We start from the raw sequence: 19,669 nt of genomic DNA on the forward strand, positions 1-19,669 counted from the left end.
TATCAGGTACGCTGGGTATCGGTAATCGAACGTGAACCGAGGAGATAGCCATGTCCATTGACGGACAGCCCACCACCGGACCCGACGCGGCCGGAACTCCCGCCGCAACCTCCGCCCCCGCACCCCGCAGGGCCGTCATCGTGGGAGGCAACCGCATCCCGTTTGCGCGGTCCGGCGGGGCCTATGCCAAGTCCTCGAACCAGGACATGCTGACTGCTGCCCTGGACGGACTGATCGCACGTTTCGGGCTGCAGGATGAACGCATCGGGGAAGTGGGCGCCGGCGCAGTGCTGAAGCACTCAAGGGACTTCAATCTCACCCGTGAGGCCGTCCTCGGATCCGCATTGTCCCCCGAGACGCCTGCCTACGACCTCCAGCAGGCCTGCGCCACAGGGCTTGAAACTGTCGTAGGACTCTCGAACAAGATCAAGCTGGGCCAGATCGATTCCGCGATCGCCGGCGGCGTCGATTCTGCCTCTGATGCACCCGTGGTGGTCAGCGAAGGACTCCGTGAGGTGATCCTGGACCTCAACCGGGCCAAAACCCTTCCACAGCGGCTGCAGATCCTCAGCCGCCTGCGGCCCAAGGACCTGGCACCGCTGGCGCCCGGAACGGCCGAGCCGAGGACGGGGCTGTCCATGGGGGAGCACCAGGCACTGACCACGGCACAGTGGAAGATTTCGCGGGAGGCGCAGGATGAAGTGGCCCTTAACAGCCACCGGAACCTCGCTGCCGCCTATGACGCCGGATTCTTCGACGACCTTCTCACTCCATACCGGGGGCTGACGCGGGACGGGAACCTGCGGCCCGATACTTCGCTGGAAAAACTCGCAACCCTGAAGCCGGTCTTTGGCAGGAACCTCGGTGCCGACGCGACCATGACAGCCGGCAACTCCACCCCGTTGACGGACGGCGCCTCCACTGTGCTGCTGTCCTCCGAGGAGTGGGCCGACGCCCGTGACCTGCCCAAGCTGGCCGCTGTGGTGGACGCCGAAGCCGCCGCGGTGGACTTTGTGCACGGGAAGGACGGCCTGCTGATGGCACCGGTCTTCGCCGTGCCCAGGCTGCTCTCCCGGCACGGGCTCACCCTGGACGACTTTGACTTCATCGAAATCCACGAAGCCTTCGCAGCCACCGTCCTCAGCATGCTGGCAGCCTGGGAGGACGAGGAATTCGGGCGGACCCGGCTGGGGCTGCCTGGTGCCTTTGGCAAAATTGACCGGTCGAAGTTGAATGTCAAGGGGTCCTCGCTTGCCGCGGGCCATCCGTTCGCCGCTACCGGCGGCCGGATTGTGGCTTCGCTCGCCAAGACGCTCCATGAAAAAGCCAGCACCGAAGGCCGTTCAGCACGGGGCCTCGTCTCGGTCTGCGCAGCCGGCGGACTTGGCGTCGCGGCGATTCTTGAATCACTGTAGGGGGAACGCATGACAGACAAGTACGCACAACTGGTAAACCAGGGCCTGGGCAGGAACGTGGCCAAGAAGCTTGGGTTGCCCCAGCCGGCAGTACTGCGCCGGTACGAGCCCGGCCAGCCGCTGATTACCGGGCCAATCCTGGTCCAGGGCGGCACTGCCGGCGCCGACAGCCTGGCCGCCGAACTGCTTTCCTGGGACCTTGACGTCAGGCGCCACGCCGTTCCGCGGGAGAAGCTTGGTGCCATCATCCTGGTGCTGGACGAAGTGGCGGAACCCGATGACCTCGGGAAGCCGATTTTCGCCGCGGCAGCCTCCCTGCGGGATCTCGCCCCGGGCGGCCGTGTTATGACGGTGTCCCGGCCCGCCTCGGACGCACCCTCGCCGGCGGCAGCAGCCGCACGCCAGGCGGTGGACGGGTTCCTGCGTTCCCTGGCCAAGGAACTGCGGGGTGGTGCCACCGGCAACGGCATTCTCCTGGCGCCGGGCGTCAACACAACGAGCCCAAGCGCGCTGGCGGCAGTCCAGTTCTTCCTCTCCGGCCGCTCCGCTTTCGTGGACGGCCAGTTCGTCACGGTGTCCACGACGGCGGGGGAACTTTCCGCGGATCCTGGCAAGCCCCTGGCCGGAAGGGTCGCCGTCGTCACCGGGGCGGCCCGCGGCATCGGCGCGGCCATAGCCCGGACATTGCAGCGGGACGGCGCCACGTTGGTGCTGGTGGACATCCCTGCGGCGGGCGACCAGTTGGCTGCGGTGGCGAATGAGGTGCGGGGGACAGCCCTCCAGCTGGACATCAGCAGAGGGGATGCCGGACAACGGATCCTGGAGCACGCCGCCCAGCGGCACGGGCGCCTGGACATCATGGTCCACAATGCCGGCATCACCAGGGACAAGCTCCTGGCCAACATGGATGAGGGCCCCTGGAACTCCGTGATCAACATCAACATTGCCGCCCAGCTCCGGATCAACGAGGCCCTCCTGGCCTCAGAACACTTCCGCAGCTCTCCCCGGATCGTCTCCGTCGCCTCCACCAGCGGCATCGCCGGCAACCGCGGGCAGACAAACTATGCGGCGTCCAAGGGCGGAGTCATGGGCATGGTTCGCGCGACTGCGCCGCTTCTTGCCGCCCAAGGCGGCAGCATCAACGCCGTCGCACCGGGGTTCATCGAAACCGAGATGACGGCCCGGATACCCTTTGCACTGCGGGAGATGGGGCGGCGCCTGAACTCGCTCCAGCAGGGTGGCCAGCCATCGGACGTCGCAGAGACCATAGCCTTCCTGGCCAGCGACGCGGCTGGCGGTATCAACGGCGAGGTGCTCCGGGTCTGCGGCCAGAACCTGGTGGGGGCATGACGCCCGTACAGCCGCTCATCCTGGGCGAGATGCCGTCGCTTTCCAAGCTCTACGTCAATGCTGCCGCCCAGGCGGCCCGGCGCCGGCTGCTGGGGACGCATGACGGATCAGTCCTTCCGGCCGAGAGCCACGAAGTCCGCGGTGTCACGGTTGACGTCGGGAACCTTACTGCGTACCAGCACCTCATTGGCGAAACGGCGAGTGATGTCCTGCCCGCAGGATTCGTCCATGCCGTGGCGTTTCCGCTCGCCATGAGCGTCATGAACCGGGACGATTTTCCCTTGCCGCTGCTCGGCATGATCCACCTGCGCAACGTCGTGGAACACAGGCAGCCGCTCCTCTTCACGGATACCCTGGTCATCGCCGCGCACGTGGAGAACCTTCGCGGTCACCGGTCGGGCACACAAGTGGACCTCGTGGCCGAGGTCCGCAGGACCCCGGCTGGGGAAATCACCTGGCGGGGAGTCTCCACCTACCTGGCCAAGGGCGTTTTCCTGCCGGGAATCGACAAACCAACAGTCGCCCCGGCACGGCCGGAGTTCACAGCGCCGGATCCAACCGCGCTGTGGCAGCTCGGCGTGGACACCGGAAGGGCGTACGCGGCGGTGTCCGGCGACTTCAACCCGATCCACCTCAGCGTGCTGTCCGCCAAGGCACTGGGCATGCGCCGCTCCATCGCCCACGGCATGTACTTGGCGGCCAGGGCACTCGCCGACGTCGGCGCCGTCCGCGGGGATTCATTCACCTGGGAAGTCGACTTTGAGGCGCCGGTTTTCCTTCCCTGCCGCGTCGCCCTGGACATCACTACCGTGCAGGAAGCGGCAGGAGCTTGGGAACGTTCCGACTTCGTGGCGTGGAACCCCCGCTCCGGCCGCCGTCACTTCAGCGGCTCAGTCGCCGCCCTCTAGAGGTTCCCCCCGGGGCGGTGCCCCCGAAGCACTTGGCGGGTGGACGGCGCGCAGGATCCGGTGGAGGCTCAGGAGGATCGATTCGGACGCCGGAACCGCGCCTTCGTCCAGCTCCCGGGTGGCGGTGGATGCCATGCAGGCTTCCACCGCCGTCCTGGCGGCCTGATAAAGATCCTCCTGCTGTTGCGGGTCTTCATCGCTGAATGAGCGCAGCAATTCGCCCGTGGCGGTAATGGCACCGGCCAGCGGACCATTGTCCTGCAGCGGGACGGTGTACGGCACGTCGCTTTCCCAGATGACGTCGGAGAGCACGTCCGTCATGTCCTGAATATGGAAGGTTACCCTCTCCAGCTCGCGAAGATTACGGTAGTCACGGTCAATGTCCCGGGGGTGGAGTTTACGGCGGGGGTTGGCACGCCGGCTGGCGTCGGCTTCCTTCACGAGATGCCGTACGGTGCGGGCGGCTGATGCCAGCTCATCCGAGCGGCGCGACCATTCCTCATGCTCGGGCGGCCACTCTTCCTCCAGCGCTGCACCCATGTCCGTCAGTTGCCGGCCCAAGGCAAGGCGGAGTTCGTCGAGGCTGGCCGCGGCGGCTTTCAGGTGCAGCGGGGGAAAGACCAGGAAGTTCACTGCGATGCCCACGGCAACGCCGGCGCCCATTTGCACGAGGTAGCCAAAGGAAAAGTCGTCAGCGTTGCTGCCTCCCACGAGGAGCACCAGCAGGGCCGCCGTCGGAATCCAATCGCTGCCCGAGCCTATGCCCGGCAACCCGCCCAGCAGTACACCTATGCCCATGAATAAAGCGACCGTCAGGGGCGAGGGATCCGCGATGTTCACCAGGATGACCGCGAGGCCTATTCCCATACTGAGTCCGGCGAGGGCTTGGAAGCCTTGCCGGACTGAGCCGGCCACGTTGTGGTACATCGCCACCAGGGCTCCCAGTGGCGCGTAGTAGGGATAGTTCGCGGCTGCACCGGGCATGAGCGGGGCGATGAGGAATGCCAACCCTGCGGCCAGGGCGGCTTTGGCCGCCAACTGGAGGCGTTGTGCAGCGAACGCTGCGGACAGTCCTTCCACTGCCTGCTTCAGAAACTGGGTCCCCTTGGCCCACCGGACTGCCGGACGTGCTTGAGATTTGCCCATCCGATCCACCCTAGGGGGCCTGTGGGGCAGGGGACAAAGCTGCTGGTCAGGACGGCAGAAAAAGGCGGCGGGCGGAACTTTTAGGACAAAGCCGCCGCTGAACGGCGCACGGCTGCGGCCAATTGGTGCGCCTTCCCAGGGGTGCGTCCGTCCTCCGCCCGCCGTGGGATGTAGCCGAATCCCAAGCCGTAGGCGGGGTCCGCGAACCCGAGGGCAGCGTTGGCGCCTTCGTGGCCGAAAGCGCGGTGGCTGCCGAAGTTCCGGGAGGGATGCGGCTTCATAAAAACCACGGCGAAAGCGTTGTCCAGGCCAGAGGAACGGTCCAGGCCCCACACCTGTTCCCGGGACATCAGCTCCACCGTTCCGGGAGCCAGGAATCCTTCCCCGCCGTTGACTCCGGTGGTGGCAGCGGCATAAAGCCGGGCAAGGCCCTCAGCAGATCCCACTCCGCCGGCCGCTGACATGCCTGCACGGCGGACACGGCGGACGTTGGGGAGCTCCATGATGGTGCTGACCGGTGCGTTGCTGTTCAGCCCGTCCATGCTGAGCGGATCAACCCACGCCTGTTGCGGATCGATGGTGTACAGGACGTCCCGGTAGCGGGGTTCCAACTCCTCCGGCAGGCCAAGGTAGAAATCGATCTCCAGTGCCGTCCGGATCCGGCGGTCATAGATGTCCTGCAGCGATTCTCCCGCCGCGCGGCGGCACAGCTCTTCCATGATGATCCCGATGGTCAGGGCGTGGTAGCCGAACTGGCGGCCAGGCTGCCAGGACGGCCGGGCCGCGGCGAGGCGGGCGGCAGCACCGGGGGTGGTGAACTCGTCCAGGGCGAAACCGCCTTCCACCCCCATGATTCCCGCCTGGTGGGACAGGGCCTCCCGCACCAGCAGCCGGTCCTTGCCATGGACGGCAAACTCCGGCCAGTAGTGGGCAACCCTGGCGTCAAGGTCAAGCAGCCCGTCCTGGACCAGGAGTGCGACCACCATGGCCGCGACTCCCTTCGAGCAGGAGTATGCGCCCGTTATTGCACCCTCGTCCATGTCCGGTCCACCTGCGAGTGCCACCACCTGCTTCCCGTGGTGGTAGGCCGCCAGCTGCGCACTGTACTGCGGGTCCCTTGCCAGGAATGATTCGAAGAGCTCCAGGACATTTTCGTAGCCGGGCGCTACGTGACATTGAGTTGTCTGCATTCGGCCAGTTTAGCCAGAAAGCGCTTTCCTTCAGGAGTTCGCCCCGTGTCCCGGCGCGACTTCTTCCCCGGCCTGCACCGGCCCCGGCGGGGTCCCGTCCCCGAAGGGCCGACCCCCCAGGGACTCGCGCCCGTGGGCGTCAAGCCAACCATCCAATGCAGGGCCGGCAGGGACGATGCCGGTGGGATTGATGTCCTCATGCACGATGTAGTAGTGCTGCTTGATCTGCACGAAGTCGGTGGTGTCGCCGAACCCGGGAGTCTGGAACAGGTCCCGCGCATAGCCCCAGAGGGCCGGCATCTCGCTGAGTTTCTGGCGGTTGCATTTGAAGTGGCCGTGGTAGACGGCGTCGAACCGGGCCAGGGTGGTGAAAAGCCTTACGTCGGCTTCGGTGATGGTGTCGCCTACCAGGTAACGCTGCCGGGAGAGCCGGTCTTCCAGCCAGTCCATGGCGGACCAAAGCCTCGCATAAGCGGCGTCGTACGCCTCCTGGGACCCGGCGAAGCCGCAGCGGTAGACCCCGTTGTTGACTTCGGTGAACACCCGCTTGTTGACCTCGTCGATCTCCTCCCGAAGATGCCCGGGGTACAGCTGGGGTGCGCCGGGCCGGTGGAACTTCGTCCATTCCGTCGAGAAGTCGAGCGTGATCTGCGGAAAGTTGTTGGTGACCACCTCGCCGGTGGCCACCTCAACAATCGCCGGCACCGTAATGCCCCGCGGGTAGTCCGGAAACCGCTTGAAGTACGCCTCCTGCAGGCGTTCGATGCCCAGGACCGGGTCAACGCCGCCCGGATCCAGGTCGAAAGTCCAGGACCGCGCGTCATGCGTGGGGCCGGGCTGTCCGAGGGAAATGGCATCCTCCAGCCCCAGCAGGCGGCGGACAATAACCGTCCGGTTTGCCCACGGGCACGCCCTGGCGGCGATGAGGCGGTATCGTCCCGGCTCCGCTGGCCAACCGGGCTCACCGTTAAGCCCCGGCCTGCCGTCTGCGGTGATCCGGTCTTCGATGTAGTTGGTGTCGCGGTTGAATTCCGCGCCACCGGTTACGTAGGCGCCGCGCGTGCTGTGCGCTGCAGTACCGCCGCTTTCCACCTGCTGGGTGCTTTCCGTTCCCTGGCTCATAAAACCACCCTAAACGCCCGCTGGCAGGATTGCAGAGATAGGCTGCCAGGCGACGAGCCAGGACCCGCCCACGAGCACCGTGAACAGAAGAATCCATACAACGGAGGGAATCGCCGTCGCACGGTACAGGAGGTACGCGTCGGAACTGGCAAGCCGGTCCCTCCGCCGCAGGTGCACATGCGTGAGCTTGATGAGGTCCCGCACAGCGCCCACCAGCAGTACCAGGCCCAGGATGACGGACACGTGGCCGACGAAACCGGCCGGCACCAGGAAAATAAGGGCTATGTTGCCGCCTATGGCAGCGGTGGTGATGAGGAACCCCGCGGGGTTGCGGAGGAAGAGCAGTGTGGCTGCAAGGGCCACCGTGCTGACGGCCAGGGCGGCAGGACCCCACCCGTTGAAGCCGCACCACACGAACGCGGCGCCGACGACGGCAGGGACGGGATACCCCCAAAAGCAGGACCACACGGTGGCAAGTTTGCTCCGGCTGTACGTGGTGGTGGTGCCTGAATGGTCTAACCGGAGCCGTATCCCTGACAGCCGCTGGCCGTTCGTGACGGCTGCGAAGGCATGTCCCAGCTCGTGGGTGGCGGTTGCAAGCAGGCCCACATACCTCCAGGACTGGCGGGGAATCGACAGGGCAGTCACGATGCCCACGACCAGTACCAGCTCAGTGAACGTGATGAGGGGAAGATCGGTGCGGCTGAAGGCACTGATGAACGTGTTCCAGGGGTCCTTGGGAAGGTTCACCGAAGGCGTCCCGGGAATGAGTGGTCATTTTCGGCCATAAGCACCTACGGTACTAGGGATGGGTGGACGCTGCCGCGGCGCCCTGCGGCGCTCCGTCCCAATGAAAGAAAAAACACAGGAACAGAGGAAACGTGTCATCTTTGAAGGAACGGCTGCAGGCCGACGTCGTCATCCATATGAAGGAGCGCAATAAGACTGCGCTGACCACTGTCCGGAACGTCCTGGGCGAGATTGAGACCCGTGAGAAGTCGGGGAAGACACCCGTGCAGCTTGATGACGCTCAGGTGACGTCCCTGCTTCAAAAGGAGGCAGCAAAGCGCCGGGACACGGCCGGCATTTATGCGGAAGCCGGACAGCCGGAGCGGGCGGCGGCGGAAATTGCTGAAGCGGAGGTGATCGAGTCTTACCTGCCAAAGCCCCTGTCCCTGCAGGAGGTGCAGGCGATTGTGGACGAGGTCATCGACGGGCTCCGCGCCGAAGGGCGCGAACTGACGCCGCGGCAGATGGGCGAAGTGATGAAGCCCGTGACGGCGAAGGTGGCAGGGCGTTTCGATGGCAAGGAAGTCAGCCAGCTGGTGCGCCAAAAGCTCGCTTAAAGCGGAAAGGCACGCCCACTCGAAAGTGGGCGTGCCTCTGCTCAGTTGGGGGCGGCTGAATGCGCCGTCCCGCCTGACTTCCTGATTTAGCCTTCGCACTCCGTGCAGTAGCTGTGGCCGTCCTTTTGGCGCGCAATCTGCGAGCGGTGGCGGACCAGGAAGCAGGAGTAGCAGGTGAATTCGTCCTCGGCCTGGGGGATGACCTGTACTACGAGCTCCTCAGCGACAAACTCGCCGCCGGGTACGCCCGCGCCGTCGAGGCCGTCAGCTTCGTCCAGCTCCAGGACAACGCTGCGCGCGTCGGGAGCGTTGGCTGACTGGAGCTGCTCGAGAGAGTTGTCCTGCGATTCCTTGACGTCGGAACGCAGTTCGTCGTAATCGGTTGCCACTTTAGGTGCTTCTCTTTTCTTTGGTTCGTCTGTCGCGTATGAAACGTACAGCATCATCCGGGTATTCCCCAATAGCCGGAGTATATTGACCGCCGTTTGGGTAGAGGTTTAAGGAAGCGGCCTCAAGGTTCATCACCCTACTGTGGCTGGACGGGCAGGGGAGGTCGCAGCGAACGCTGCGGTCTCCGCACTATCTGAAGGGGTATATGTGGAGCAGCTCACTGCAGAATTCGGGGGCGCCGGGCGGACCGGCACTGGCGTTGGTCCAATCCTGGAAAAGTTTGAGTCGGTATCAAGGATAGCCGTATTGCGCGGCGGGGGCCTCGGCGACCTCATTTTCGCTATTCCGGCCATTGCCGCATTGAAAGCGGCGTATCCCCAGGCCTCCATAACCCTCCTCGGCACCCCTGCGCACAAGGCTTTGATCGCCGCGACGAAAAGCCCGGTGGATGAGGTTCAGGTCCTTCCCTTTTCCGAGGGTGTCCGGCCCGGAGTCGAGGACGAGGATGACCTGGAGCGGTTTTTCGAGGAGATGCGGGCACGCCGCTTCGATCTGGCGGTTCAGGTTCACGGTGGCGGGCGGTATTCCAATCCCTTCCTGCTCCGGCTCGGCGCCCGCCACACGGTGGGGACGCGCACGCCTGACGCAGCAAGCCTGGAGCGCACTGTTCCCTACCTCTATTACCAGCATGAACCGCTAAGGGCTCTGGAGGTGGCCGGGTTCGCCGGCGCGTTCCCGGTGGATCTCGAAGCGCGGTTGGCCCCGGCGGAGGGACTGCGCCCCTCTTCCCAGGCGGCCGACGACGATAGCCAGCCTTTGGTGGTGATGCATCCCGGCGCTACGGATCCCCGCCGTCGTTGGCCGGCTGAGCGGTTCGCTGAACTTGCCGTCGCTTGCGCCGGGGACGGCTTCCAGGTGGTGGTAGTGGGCGATGAGAGCGAGAAGGAACTTGCCGGGCGGATCATCGAACTGGCCGCTTCGGGCCAGGTACGTTCGGTGGCCGGCGACCTGGACATGGCAGGCCTGGTGGCACTGCTCGCCCGTGCGGCGGTGGTCGTCGGAAATGACAGCGGCCCGCGCCATCTCGCCCAGGCACTGGGGGTTCCCACCGTCGGTATCTTCTGGGCCGGCAACGTCATCAATGCCGGTGCCCTGGGCCGGAGCCTTCACCGGATCCATGCTTCCTGGGTGACTGCCTGCCCCACCTGCGGGGTAGACGTGACCCAAGTGGGCTGGACGGCCCCGCGCTGCCCGCACGACGATTCCGTGGTGGCCGGCATTGCGGCGCGGGATGTCCACGAGGACGTCCGCAGTCTTGCGGCCACCGAAGTGACCAGGCAGCTGGCATGAGCGCGACGGAAAGTACCGCGGTGGGGGAAGCCCACGAGCCGCACGACGGGAAACCGGAGCTGCTGGTCCTTCGGGCGTTGAAGCTTGGGGACCGGCTGGTTGCAGTGCCGGCTCTGAAGGCGCTCCGGCGTGAGTTCCCGGATCACCGGCTGAGGTACGCGGCGCAAGGCTGGCTTTCTGAGGCGCTGGGGCTCGTGGGCGGTTATGAACTTCTGCCCACGCACGGCCTGGACGAGCCGCTGGCCATGGAACCCGGCGTCGTGGACGTGGCAGTGAACCTGCACGGCAGCGGGCCGGAAAGCCAGGGCAGGATTGAGGCGTTGCAGGCCCGGCACACCATTGGCCACCGGAGCCAATACCGGGACGGCCCGCCGTGGCGGGCCGAGCTGCACGAGAGGGAACGCTGGGTCAGTCTCCTGGCCTGGCACGGCATCGAGGCCGACCCCCTGGACATCCACCTGAATACTCCGCATGTGCCCAGCCCCGTTCCGGGTGCCACCGTCCTGCATGTGGGGGCCGCCTACGGCAGCCGGCTCTGGCCTGCCGAGCGGTTCGCGGCTGTTGCCGCAGCCCTTGACTCGGCCGGGCACAACGTTGTCTTCACCGGTGGCAGCGGCGAGAGGGACCGGGCCCTTGATGTGTGCCTCCGTTCGGGGCTTGCGGAGGATGCAGTGTTGGCGGGACGGCTTGGCCTGGCGGAGTTCGCCGCGACCATCGCGGCGGCCCGCCTGGTGGTTTCCGCGGATACGGGGGCTGCGCACTTGGCTTCCGCGTACGGCACGCCATCTGTGGTGTTGTTCGGGCCCGCTCCGCCCGAGATCTGGGGGCCGCCCCCGGGTCCGCACGTCGTCCTGACCCGCGCTGAGCTGCGGCGGGGGGACACTTTCGCGGCCGAGCCGGATCCGGCGCTGTTGGCAATCACCGTGCCGGACGTTCTGGCTGCAGTCCGGGGGCTGGGCGTTTTCTAGGGCTGGCCAGGCACATCAAGCCGGGGGCGGCCAGGTCTCCTGCCGGACGCCGGAAAGTCCTAAAATAGTGCCATGGGCACTGAGATCGAGATTGCCTTGGTATTGACGATGGCGTTCGTGTGGGTCGTAGGCACCTTCGCCATCTTGTCCGGGATCGACCGGCTGGAACGGAAGGCACGGCGCCAGGAGCGCAGGGCCGACCGGGAGCGGCAACGCCGCGTCAAGTACCGTCCGGTTGCGCCCGGCTCCCGGCTGCTGGGCCGCAGAAGGCACGCGCACACCCGTTAGCCTGCACCCAGGGGCGGGTGGCATCGTCTGCTTACCCCACCCCATGTGGTTGGGGAGCAGATTTGGACCGCGCCCCACCGGCAATCACCACCGAGTGGGGGTTGGGGTGGTCGGCCCGGACCAGGGTGGCGATGGCGCGCGCAATCTTCCGGCCGCCCTGCGATGAAGGTTCAATGGGGTTGGCATAGTCCGCGTCCTCGCTGCAGATCAGCCGCAGGTCGATCACCGGTGTGCCGCTGGAAAAGGCCGCTCGCGTAATCGAATCGTTGAAGAGGGACAGTGCTGCTTTGATGATTTTGTGGTTCGGTTCCGATGGGGGAGTGTCGTAGATGGTGCATACCGCCGCGGGCAGGCCCTGTGCCAGGACGCCGGGCAGCATGGCCCGGTAGTCGGCGTCGAACCTGTCCCTTCCGGCATCAAGCATGAGCAGGGCCTCGGCAACGGAGTTGGGACGCTCCTGCAACAACGGCGCGTAGCCGAGGGCATCGTTTCCACCAACGCTCACCTCCAGGTGGGTGGCGTCCCGGGGGAGGTCGCGGAGCTGACGGGCGATGCCGGTGATGACGTCCCCGTCAATGGCCAGGAGCGAGCATTTCCAGCCCGGCAGTTCCTGGCGCAGCTGGCTGATGACGTCGGGGCCGCCGTCTACGTACGCAGCGTTGTCGAAGATGGAATCGCCCAGCAGGACCACGTGGCCCGTGTCCTTACCCTTTCCAAAGTCCATGAGGGCCATGTTCCACCCTGGCACGCGTCACCGCCACCTCTGTCAGCGGGGCAGGATCCTACTTCGCATCTACCGGTCAAGGAGGTCCATCATCAGAGGCCCGGATGGGAGCCCTGGGAGTATAGGTAGAGTCTCGAAGTGACCGCATCCAAGAACCCCTTGATTGACGACATAAAGATCCGGATACCGTGCTCCAGCGACGCCCGGAAAATGAAAGACGCCTATCTGCGGAACAGGGAGTACCTCACCCCCTGGGAGCCGGCACGCTCCGAGGATTTTTTTACTGTGGCCGGGCAGAACAAAATATTGGAAACGCGTTTGGCCTCCTACGCTGCCGGGTCTGAAGTACCGTGGGTCATCCTCGATGCGGACCGCATTATCGGTGCCATAACGCTGACTGGAATTGTGCTCGGACCTTTTTGCAGCGCCAACGTTGGGTATTGGGTAGACCACGAGTACTCCGGCCGGGGAATCGGCTCGGCTGCCCTGACCCATGTGCTCGGTTATGCAAAGAACAAGATGGGGTTGCACCGCATCCAGGCGGCAACCCTCCTGCACAATGCTGCGTCGCAAAGGATTCTTCAACGTGCCGGCTTCGAAAGCATAGGAGTGGCACCGGCTTACCTGAAAATCGCCGGCACGTGGCAGGACCATAACCTCTACCAGCGCATCCTCTTCTGAAAACTGCGTCAGCGCGATTGGTGCCCTTGCCGTTCGAAGTGGCAGGGTCCTCGGCGCAAAGTCGGATGAAACCCGGTCTGTCAGGACGGCGTGCACCGACTTAGACTGAAGCATTCCGGGCAACCCACTGCTTCCGGTCCACGTTGCGGGGCCGTCCAGCCAGGACAGGAGGAACCTATAGGAGATCCGGGCCAAAGCTGATTCTTGCTGGCGCGCAGGTCAGAGCGGACCTGCGGAAATTCAGGGACTTCATTGGATCTGGCGCCAATTACCTGACGCAGGGCGACGAAGTCATAGGAAAACCCCGGGACCGGGGAACTTCTAACGCCCGCTCGGGCGGAACCCAAGGAGATTGCCATGACCACAGCACGTGAAATTATGACCGGCGGCGTTGAATGCATCGGTGAAAATGAAACTCTGGAAGCAGCGGCGCGGAAGATGAAAGACCTAAACGTCGGCGCACTGCCGATTTGCGGCGAGGACAACCGGCTCAAGGGCATGATCACAGACCGGGACATCGTCATTAAGTGCTTCGCGGAAGGCGGCGATCCCCGTACGGCAAAGGCAGGCGATTTTGGCCAGGGCAAGCCTGTGACCATCGGTGCGGACGATTCCATCGAAGAAGCGATCAGCACAATGCAGGAGCATCAGGTGCGCCGGCTGCCAGTCATTGACGGCCATGATCTGGTTGGCATCCTCACCCAGGCAGACATCGCCCGCAACTACCCGGAGGACAGAGTCGGGGAACTCGTCGAGCTCATTTCCTTCTACTGAGTGCACTCCAAACGCAGGTAGGTAGCGGCTACCGCGGGCCCCGTGTCAGCCCGGAACAGTTGTACGCATAGCAACGTGACGAGTACAAAAATTCGCTGTACTTACCGATGGCGCCGGAGGCGGGGGAACGCGTAGCCTATTCCTCCAAGCTGCGTCTGGAGCGCGAACGGCCCCTCGCCACTGCAGCGCTGGAGGACTGTTGGTCCTCCAGGGCGCGGTCTTGGCCGTTGCCATTAACTATGCGGGCGTGGGAGAAGAAGATGTCGAGAGGCGCTGGCGGTCCTCAAACTGCAACTGCCCTGTCGCCTCGCAGGAAAATTCTCCTGGTCCTCAAGATTTCTGTTGAGCTCGGCCTGGCCAAAGATCGTCACCAAACCCCGACCCGCAACGAGATTGCCGGAGCATCCCATCGGGTCGCTGCTCCCGGTTACCTCGTGATCCGGTGCGGCCTCGACAAGGTCAGGAACAAGTACCCGGTTCCTTTCTCCGGCCGTTATGGCGACTATCTGGACGTCATTCTCAGCAGGAGAGGCTTCGAGGCGCGGGTTCCAGTTAGGACGTCCCCGTGATACTCGACTCAGCGGGGCTCTGGGGGGAATAGCGCTGGCGGAAAGAGGCTTGTCTTCAATAGGTCGAGCCTTCGGTTGGCTGACCCACGAAAGGACCCCTTGCCCACCGCTTTCATTCCATTCACCATGCGCGCTTCCGCCCGCGCCGACCACCGACGCACCTTCCGTACCGATATCGAGCGGCTGAACAACGGACACCTCCCGCGTGTGCCCCTGGACGTGCTCCGGTCCACGAACAACCAGGCGGTTTTCCGCGGCGCTGTCCCTAAGGGCGCACACACCGCGACTGACGAAAGCCTTGCCCGATTCCTGGAGGGCCGCCTCGCCACCGACGACATCCACCTGGATCTCAGCGTCACCATCGAGCGGTGATGAGTAGGCCCCGGACCGACTGGTCCGGGTCCTACTGTCCGCCCAATTAGCCGTCAGAGCCGGAAGTCTGGCTGCGCGTGCCGCACGGCGGTAAAACTGCCCCGGGTGGACGCCCAGGTGGACTTGCTCCGCCCGAGGCCCCTGCTGCCCGGAGCTCCTCATCGCTGAGGCCTCTCAGGCTTTGGACACGGGCATTTGGCTAGTGCCAGCCGCTGTATGGATCCGCGTTGTGATTGGTGGACGGAGGGTCCTTGTAGACACGGCCACGCTGGGACTGCGGCTCGCCCTGGTGCCGCGGCGGACGGCGATAACAATGGGCCCACCAGACCATAAGGAAGGTTGCGAGCCCGAGAATGCTGCTCCAGATACCAGTCCACAATTCGTCAGGCGGGGTGAAGCAGTAGGAGCCCATTGTGAGCATTCCGCTGCCGATGAGAGCAAGGAAGCAGGCCGCCACCCTGATTGTGGTCGGGTCCTGGAGCGGTGTGATGGCGCCCATTGAACATCCGCCAGGGACTCCGCCGGGACCGTACTGCTTCCCGTATTGGCGCACGTTGCCGTGTCGGAACATCAAGACGTGGCTGAAAACACGTCCCGGGTGGTTGGAGACACAAAGAAGCCCCGGAAAATCGCTGATTTTCCGGGGCTTCCGTTTGTGCGCGGAGGGGGACTTGAACCCCCACCCCCTTTCGAGGACTAGCACCTCAAGCTAGCGCGTCTGCCATTCCGCCACCCGCGCAGGTGGTATTTCGGGAACCGTTTCCGCCTTTCAGCGTTTCGGGTTTCTCCGAAGCAGCGAGAAAAACTCTAACACGACTTTTCCCGAAACATCGAATCGGGCCAAGTGGGTAGGCTGAGGGCAGCAATCCAGCGCTGCAATCCCGTCATTTCCCAGTGAGGAGCTCTCCATGCCTGACGTCCTGCCCGAGGATGAAGTTGTTCGCATCTGCCAGGAACTCATCCGGATAGATACGTCGAACTTTGGTGACGGGTCCGGTCCGGGGGAGCGGGCTGCGGCGGAGTACGCCGCAGGGCTCATTGAGGAAGTCGGTATGGAGGCTGAGATCTTTGAGTCAGCGCCAGGGCGGGCGAACGTGGTGACCCGGATGGCGGGCGAGGATCCTTCCGCCAGCGCCTTGGTGGTGCACGGCCACCTGGACGTGGTTCCGGCCCTCCGCGACCAGTGGTCGGTGGACCCGTTCGGAGCCGAACTGAAGGACGGGCTCATCTGGGGCCGCGGCGCCGTCGACATGAAAGACATGGACGCCATGATCCTCGCCGTCCTGCGAGGCTTTGCCCGCACGGGCAAAAAGCCCAAGAGGGACATCATCTTTGCCTTCTTCGCGGACGAGGAGGCAGGCGGCGCGTATGGTGCCCGCTACGCCGTGGACAAGCGCCCGGAGCTCTTTGAGGGTGCAACCGAAGCCATCTCGGAAGTGGGCGGGTTTTCGGCAACCATCGGCGGGCAGCGCACCTACCTGCTGCAAACCGCTGAAAAGGGCATCTCCTGGCTGCGCCTCGTGGCCCATGGGAGGGCGGGCCACGGCTCACAGATCAACACCGATAATGCCGTAACCCGGCTCGCGGCCGCAGTGACCCGCATCGGCGAGTACAAGTGGCCGATCGAACTGACACCCACCACCAGGCAGTTCCTGGACGGCGTGACGGAACTCACGGGGGTTGAGTTCGACGCCGACAATCCCGACCTCCTGCTGAACCAGCTGGGGACGGTGGCGCGGTTTGTGGGCGCGACCCTGCAGAACACCACCAACCCCACGCTTGTGAAGGGCGGCTACAAGCACAACGTCATCCCGGAATCCGCTGAGGCGCTCATCGACTGCCGCACGCTGCCCGGCCAGCAGGAGCACGTCCTCGAAATCGTCCGGGAGCTGGCTGGAACGGGGGTGGACGTGAGCTACGTCCACAACGATGTGTCCCTTGAAGTGCCCTTCGCCGGCAACCTGGTGGATTCCATGATCGACGCCCTGCATTCCGAGGATCCCGGCGCCAAAGTGCTGCCTTACACACTGTCCGGCGGCACGGACAACAAGTCGCTCAGCAGGCTGGGCATCACCGGCTACGGTTTCGCACCCCTCATGCTCCCGGATGAGCTGGACTTCACCGGAATGTTCCACGGCGTGGACGAGCGCGTTCCCGCCGACTCCCTCAAGTTCGGCGCCAGGGTGCTGAACACCCTGCTCACCAACTACTGAGCAGGCCCCCATGACCCCGGAAGAAGTCCTGCCGGACGCCCTTGTGGAGCGGATCCGCGGCCGGGCCCCCGGATACGACAGGGACAACGCATTTTTTCATGAGGACCTGCAGGAACTCGCGGAGGCAGGTTACCTGAAGCTCTTTGTCCCCGCGGCCGACGGCGGGAAGGGCCTTGGGCTGGAAGCGGCGGCGCAGTGCCAGCGGAGGCTGGCAACGGCTGCGCCCGCCACCGCATTGGCGGTTAACATGCACCTGGTGTGGACCGGCGTCGCGCACGTCCTTCAGGCACGAGGGGACAACTCCCTGGACTTTGTCCTCAAGGAAGCCGCCCAGGGCGAAGTCTTCGCCTTCGGCAACTCCGAAGCAGGGAACGATTCAGTTCTGTTCGACTCCCGCACGGTGGCTGAGCCGCAACCCGGCGGCGGCTACACCTTCACCGGCACAAAAATCTTCACCAGCCTGTCGCCGGCGTGGACCAGGCTGGGCATCTTCGGAAAAGACCTGTCTGCCAAGGAAAGTGACGGTGAACTGGTCCACGGCTTCATCACGCGCGAAACAGCCGGCTACAGCATTCTCGACGACTGGGACACCTTGGGAATGCGCGCCAGCCAGTCCAACACCACGGTCCTTGAGGGCGTCCACGTCCCTGAAAGCCGGATCTTCCGCAAACTACCTGTCGGGCCCAACCGCGATCCCCTGATTTTCGCCATCTTCGCGTGCTTCGAGACGCTGCTCGCCGCCGTTTACACGGGAGTGGGGGAGCGGGCGCTGGAAGTAGGCGTCGAAACCGTCAAGCGCCGGACTTCCTTCAAGAACGGGGGACGGAGCTACGCGCAGGATCCGGACATCCGCTGGAAGGTGGCGGAGGCCGCGATGGCCATGGACAACCTATACCCGCAACTGGCCTCGGTCACCGCCGACGTCGACGCCCTTGCTGATCACGGTCCGCAGTGGTTCCCGAAACTCGTAGGCCTTAAGGTCAATGCCACGGAGACCGCACGCCGCGTTGTGGACCTCGCCATCCGCGTCAGCGGCGGATCAAGCTACTTTCGGGGATCAGAGCTCGAACGGCTCTACCGGGACGTTCTGGCCGGTATGTTCCATCCGTCCGACGACGAATCGGCCCACAACACGGTGGCCACCGCTTGGTTGGGGCCCCTCGAGGATTAGACAGTCCTTTGGACCTCTGATTTCTAGACGGTCCGCTGGACCCCTGATGTCTAGACGATCCGCTGGACCCCTGATTTCTAGACGGTCCGCTGGACCCCTGATGTCTAGACGATCCGCTGGACCCCTGATTTCTAGACGGTCCGCTGGACCCCTGATTTCTAGACGGTCCGCTGGACCTGCATCACCCGGCGGCGGAGCCAGAACCGCCTGCCGCCCCCGACGTACAGCTTGCTGCGCTCCAGTTCCCACTTGCCATATTCGGAGTGTTCCACCAGCCGGCGCCTGGCTTCGTGCAGTGAATCGACAGGGCTGACCGTCAGTACAAGGTACTCGTACTGCTTCGCATAGTCCCGTTCCCGCTGGACCGAGCTGGTGAGAAATTGTTCCTTCATTTGCTCTCCATTTTCGTCCTTTTCCGGCTAACGTGAAGGCATGAGCATCGATCCGCGTGTCGCGCTTCAGTCCTTGACCACCGCTTTGGAAGAACACCTTATAGCAGCATCCAACCGCCGCGGAGATGGTGACCCCTCCGTGGAGGCGGCGTTTTTCGCAGTAGCCGATGCTTTTGAAGTCTACGAGGACGCACTCTACGAGGCCTACAACGAGGTCACGCCGCTTCAGGTCTTTGACGACGAAGATGACGAGGAAGAGGAAAGCGACGTGGACGACGAGGACCTCGAAATAGTCGAGGACCGGAACGTCTGACACCGGAACGTCTGATACAGGGCAGCGCCGCGGCCTGCTGGGCAGCTAAAGGAGCGCTGAGGCGTCTTCCAACGCGCAGGCTATCTCCGGCGGCAGCGGCGTCAGTTGAGCATCCACGATCTCTTTAAGCTGCGCAGGCGTGCGCGGGCCAACTATCGCCGTGGCGACACCGTGCTGGGATAGCAGCCAGCTCAGGGCCACGTCCTGCGGCGTCCGGCCCAGCCCCTTGGCCGCCATGCACACGGCCTCGACGGTCCTGGACGCTTTCCCGTCAAGATAAGGCTCGACATACCCGGCCTCCGTGGCGGACGCTCCCCGTGAACCGGCAGGAATGCTGCCCCGGTACTTTCCGGTCAACACCCCGCGGCCAAGGGGTCCCCACGCCATCAAACCCAGGCCTGCATCCTCGATTGCCGGAATCAGCTCCGCTTCCGGCCGCCGCTGCAGAAATGAGTACTCGGCCTGGGCCGCCACCAGGGGAAACCCTGCGATGGCCGCGGCCTTGGCCGTCTGCCAGCCGTTGAAGTTCGAGACGCCGGCGTACCGGGCCCTTCCGGTCCGCAGGGCGAACTCCAGTGCGGACAGCGTTTCGTCCAGCGGCACGTTGCCATCCCAGGCCTGCGCAAACCAGATGTCCACGTAGTCGGTGCCCAGTCTGGCCAGGCTGGCCTCCAGGCCGGTGAGCATTGCGTTCCGTGACGTGTCCACACCCCGCCGGCCATCCGGCGTCGTCATCCCCGCCTTGGTGGAGATGGAAATCTCGGTGCGGGCAACCACGTCGCCCAGCATCGACCCAACCATGGCCTCCGACCGCCCGTCAGAGTACGAGGCTGCCGTATCGACGTGCCGTCCGCCGGCGTTCAGGAAGGTGCGCAGCAGCTCCGCGGCGTCCTGTTCGTCGGTCTCGCCGGCCCAGGACATGGTGCCTAGGGATAGGGCGGAAACTCGCAATCCACTGTTGCCGACGTAACGCTGCTGCATAGCAGC

The 19,669-nt window shown here is 64.5% G+C and carries 21 protein-coding genes and 1 tRNA gene; 13 read left to right on the forward strand and 9 right to left on the reverse strand.

The window, feature by feature from the left end; all coding sequences use genetic code 11:
- Positions 1-50: 50 nt before the first annotated feature.
- From M8J71_RS10350 to M8J71_RS10360, 3 genes are read left to right on the forward strand one after another with little or no spacing between them, the layout of a single operon-like run.
- Positions 51-1,415 (forward strand): acetyl-CoA C-acetyltransferase, encoded by a 1,365-nt coding sequence (locus tag M8J71_RS10350; protein WP_256247818.1) that lies wholly within the window; start codon positions 51-53, stop codon positions 1,413-1,415.
- 9 nt (positions 1,416-1,424) lie between these two features.
- On the forward strand, positions 1,425-2,765 hold the full coding sequence (locus M8J71_RS10355) for a 3-oxoacyl-ACP reductase (RefSeq protein ID WP_256247819.1): 1,341 nt from the start codon (positions 1,425-1,427) through the stop codon (positions 2,763-2,765).
- The gene (locus tag M8J71_RS10360) at positions 2,762-3,673 is read left to right on the forward strand and encodes a MaoC/PaaZ C-terminal domain-containing protein (protein ID WP_256247820.1); all 912 of its coding nucleotides are present in this window, start codon (positions 2,762-2,764) and stop codon (positions 3,671-3,673) included. Before M8J71_RS10355 ends, M8J71_RS10360 begins: the two co-directional genes overlap by 4 nt.
- On the opposite strand, the gene M8J71_RS10365 is transcribed toward M8J71_RS10360, so the two are convergent.
- From M8J71_RS10365 to M8J71_RS10380, 4 genes are all read right to left on the reverse strand, one after another.
- The gene (locus M8J71_RS10365) at positions 3,656-4,753 is read right to left on the reverse strand and encodes an FUSC family protein (RefSeq protein WP_256247882.1); all 1,098 of its coding nucleotides are present in this window, start codon (positions 4,751-4,753) and stop codon (positions 3,656-3,658) included. The two genes, M8J71_RS10360 and M8J71_RS10365, sit on opposite strands and share 18 nt — an antisense overlap.
- Positions 4,754-4,899: 146 nt before the next feature.
- Positions 4,900-6,009, reverse strand: a complete 1,110-nt coding sequence (locus M8J71_RS10370) for a serine hydrolase domain-containing protein (RefSeq protein WP_256247821.1) — start codon at positions 6,007-6,009, stop codon at positions 4,900-4,902.
- A gap of 30 nt (positions 6,010-6,039) precedes the next feature.
- Complete coding sequence (locus tag M8J71_RS10375; protein ID WP_256247822.1) at positions 6,040-7,131, reverse strand: glutathione S-transferase family protein; 1,092 nt, start codon at positions 7,129-7,131, stop codon at positions 6,040-6,042.
- 9 nt (positions 7,132-7,140) lie between these two features.
- Positions 7,141-7,881 (reverse strand): M50 family metallopeptidase, encoded by a 741-nt coding sequence (locus M8J71_RS10380; protein WP_256247823.1) that lies wholly within the window; start codon positions 7,879-7,881, stop codon positions 7,141-7,143.
- A gap of 131 nt (positions 7,882-8,012) precedes the next feature.
- Here M8J71_RS10380 and M8J71_RS10385 point away from each other — a divergent pair, with 131 nt between their 5' ends.
- On the forward strand, positions 8,013-8,477 hold the full coding sequence (locus M8J71_RS10385) for a GatB/YqeY domain-containing protein (protein WP_256247824.1): 465 nt from the start codon (positions 8,013-8,015) through the stop codon (positions 8,475-8,477).
- A gap of 86 nt (positions 8,478-8,563) precedes the next feature.
- On the opposite strand, the gene M8J71_RS10390 is transcribed toward M8J71_RS10385, so the two are convergent.
- The gene (locus M8J71_RS10390; protein ID WP_066275770.1) at positions 8,564-8,866 is read right to left on the reverse strand and encodes a DUF4193 domain-containing protein; all 303 of its coding nucleotides are present in this window, start codon (positions 8,864-8,866) and stop codon (positions 8,564-8,566) included.
- Positions 8,867-9,074: 208 nt separating this feature from the next.
- Here M8J71_RS10390 and M8J71_RS10395 point away from each other — a divergent pair, with 208 nt between their 5' ends.
- The 3 genes from M8J71_RS10395 to M8J71_RS10405 all read left to right on the forward strand — a co-directional run bounded on the left by M8J71_RS10395 (position 9,075) and on the right by M8J71_RS10405 (position 11,473).
- The gene (locus M8J71_RS10395) at positions 9,075-10,217 is read left to right on the forward strand and encodes a glycosyltransferase family 9 protein (protein WP_256247825.1); all 1,143 of its coding nucleotides are present in this window, start codon (positions 9,075-9,077) and stop codon (positions 10,215-10,217) included.
- The gene (locus M8J71_RS10400; RefSeq protein WP_256247826.1) at positions 10,214-11,185 is read left to right on the forward strand and encodes a glycosyltransferase family 9 protein; all 972 of its coding nucleotides are present in this window, start codon (positions 10,214-10,216) and stop codon (positions 11,183-11,185) included. The genes M8J71_RS10395 and M8J71_RS10400 overlap by 4 nt, the downstream gene beginning before the upstream one ends.
- Before the next feature lie 72 nt (positions 11,186-11,257).
- Positions 11,258-11,473 carry a hypothetical protein gene (locus tag M8J71_RS10405; RefSeq protein WP_256247827.1) on the forward strand — a complete coding sequence of 72 codons (216 nt, stop codon included), beginning with the start codon at positions 11,258-11,260 and terminating at the stop codon, positions 11,471-11,473.
- 31 nt (positions 11,474-11,504) lie between these two features.
- Here the strand turns inward: M8J71_RS10405 and M8J71_RS10410 are convergent, their stop codons facing one another.
- Positions 11,505-12,197 (reverse strand): SGNH/GDSL hydrolase family protein, encoded by a 693-nt coding sequence (locus M8J71_RS10410; RefSeq protein WP_256247828.1) that lies wholly within the window; start codon positions 12,195-12,197, stop codon positions 11,505-11,507.
- 138 nt (positions 12,198-12,335) lie between these two features.
- Here M8J71_RS10410 and M8J71_RS10415 point away from each other — a divergent pair, with 138 nt between their 5' ends.
- From M8J71_RS10415 to M8J71_RS10425, 3 genes are all read left to right on the forward strand, one after another.
- Positions 12,336-12,878 carry a GNAT family N-acetyltransferase gene (locus M8J71_RS10415; protein WP_256247829.1) on the forward strand — a complete coding sequence of 181 codons (543 nt, stop codon included), beginning with the start codon at positions 12,336-12,338 and terminating at the stop codon, positions 12,876-12,878.
- Positions 12,879-13,235: 357 nt separating this feature from the next.
- Positions 13,236-13,652, forward strand: coding sequence for a CBS domain-containing protein (locus M8J71_RS10420; RefSeq protein WP_163163707.1), 417 nt, complete (start codon positions 13,236-13,238; stop codon positions 13,650-13,652).
- Positions 13,653-14,320: 668 nt separating this feature from the next.
- Positions 14,321-14,593 (forward strand): hypothetical protein, encoded by a 273-nt coding sequence (locus M8J71_RS10425; RefSeq protein ID WP_256247830.1) that lies wholly within the window; start codon positions 14,321-14,323, stop codon positions 14,591-14,593.
- Between the two features lie 656 nt (positions 14,594-15,249).
- Here M8J71_RS10425 and M8J71_RS10430 read toward each other — a convergent pair.
- A tRNA-Leu gene (locus M8J71_RS10430) sits at positions 15,250-15,332 on the reverse strand.
- Positions 15,333-15,501: 169 nt separating this feature from the next.
- Between M8J71_RS10430 and M8J71_RS10435 the strand changes: the two genes are divergently transcribed.
- Both M8J71_RS10435 and M8J71_RS10440 read left to right on the forward strand, forming a co-directional pair.
- Positions 15,502-16,806: a M20/M25/M40 family metallo-hydrolase gene (locus tag M8J71_RS10435; RefSeq protein ID WP_256247831.1), complete on the forward strand. Its 1,305-nt coding sequence runs from the start codon at positions 15,502-15,504 to the stop codon at positions 16,804-16,806.
- Between the two features lie 10 nt (positions 16,807-16,816).
- Positions 16,817-17,977: an acyl-CoA dehydrogenase family protein gene (locus tag M8J71_RS10440; protein ID WP_256247832.1), complete on the forward strand. Its 1,161-nt coding sequence runs from the start codon at positions 16,817-16,819 to the stop codon at positions 17,975-17,977.
- Between the two features lie 158 nt (positions 17,978-18,135).
- On the opposite strand, the gene M8J71_RS10445 is transcribed toward M8J71_RS10440, so the two are convergent.
- Positions 18,136-18,369: a DUF5703 family protein gene (locus tag M8J71_RS10445; protein ID WP_256247833.1), complete on the reverse strand. Its 234-nt coding sequence runs from the start codon at positions 18,367-18,369 to the stop codon at positions 18,136-18,138.
- A gap of 40 nt (positions 18,370-18,409) precedes the next feature.
- Here M8J71_RS10445 and M8J71_RS10450 point away from each other — a divergent pair, with 40 nt between their 5' ends.
- Positions 18,410-18,682: a hypothetical protein gene (locus M8J71_RS10450; protein ID WP_104043962.1), complete on the forward strand. Its 273-nt coding sequence runs from the start codon at positions 18,410-18,412 to the stop codon at positions 18,680-18,682.
- A 45-nt stretch (positions 18,683-18,727) separates the two neighbouring features.
- On the opposite strand, the gene M8J71_RS10455 is transcribed toward M8J71_RS10450, so the two are convergent.
- The gene (locus M8J71_RS10455) at positions 18,728-19,663 is read right to left on the reverse strand and encodes an aldo/keto reductase (protein WP_256247834.1); all 936 of its coding nucleotides are present in this window, start codon (positions 19,661-19,663) and stop codon (positions 18,728-18,730) included.
- Positions 19,664-19,669 lie beyond the last annotated feature (6 nt).

It is taken from the genome of Pseudarthrobacter sp. R1, from assembly GCF_024494415.1.
GTDB lineage: Bacteria > Actinomycetota > Actinomycetes > Actinomycetales > Micrococcaceae > Arthrobacter.

What these genes read in the sequence shown, in the direction of transcription:
- M8J71_RS10350 (WP_256247818.1), top strand. Translation starts at nt 51, where the DNA reads ATGTCCATTGACGGACAGCCCACCACCGGACCCGACGCGGCCGGAACT.
- M8J71_RS10355 (WP_256247819.1), top strand. Translation starts at nt 1,425, where the DNA reads ATGACAGACAAGTACGCACAACTGGTAAACCAGGGCCTGGGCAGGAAC.
- M8J71_RS10360 (WP_256247820.1), top strand. Translation starts at nt 2,762, where the DNA reads ATGACGCCCGTACAGCCGCTCATCCTGGGCGAGATGCCGTCGCTTTCC.
- M8J71_RS10370 (WP_256247821.1), bottom strand. Translation starts at nt 6,009, where the DNA reads ATGCAGACAACTCAATGTCACGTAGCGCCCGGCTACGAAAATGTCCTG.
- M8J71_RS10375 (WP_256247822.1), bottom strand. Translation starts at nt 7,131, where the DNA reads ATGAGCCAGGGAACGGAAAGCACCCAGCAGGTGGAAAGCGGCGGTACT.
- M8J71_RS10400 (WP_256247826.1), top strand. Translation starts at nt 10,214, where the DNA reads ATGAGCGCGACGGAAAGTACCGCGGTGGGGGAAGCCCACGAGCCGCAC.
- M8J71_RS10405 (WP_256247827.1), top strand. Translation starts at nt 11,258, where the DNA reads ATGGGCACTGAGATCGAGATTGCCTTGGTATTGACGATGGCGTTCGTG.
- M8J71_RS10410 (WP_256247828.1), bottom strand. Translation starts at nt 12,197, where the DNA reads ATGGACTTTGGAAAGGGTAAGGACACGGGCCACGTGGTCCTGCTGGGC.
- M8J71_RS10420 (WP_163163707.1), top strand. Translation starts at nt 13,236, where the DNA reads ATGACCACAGCACGTGAAATTATGACCGGCGGCGTTGAATGCATCGGT.
- M8J71_RS10435 (WP_256247831.1), top strand. Translation starts at nt 15,502, where the DNA reads ATGCCTGACGTCCTGCCCGAGGATGAAGTTGTTCGCATCTGCCAGGAA.
- M8J71_RS10440 (WP_256247832.1), top strand. Translation starts at nt 16,817, where the DNA reads ATGACCCCGGAAGAAGTCCTGCCGGACGCCCTTGTGGAGCGGATCCGC.
- M8J71_RS10445 (WP_256247833.1), bottom strand. Translation starts at nt 18,369, where the DNA reads ATGAAGGAACAATTTCTCACCAGCTCGGTCCAGCGGGAACGGGACTAT.
- M8J71_RS10450 (WP_104043962.1), top strand. Translation starts at nt 18,410, where the DNA reads ATGAGCATCGATCCGCGTGTCGCGCTTCAGTCCTTGACCACCGCTTTG.
- M8J71_RS10455 (WP_256247834.1), bottom strand. Translation starts at nt 19,663, where the DNA reads ATGCAGCAGCGTTACGTCGGCAACAGTGGATTGCGAGTTTCCGCCCTA.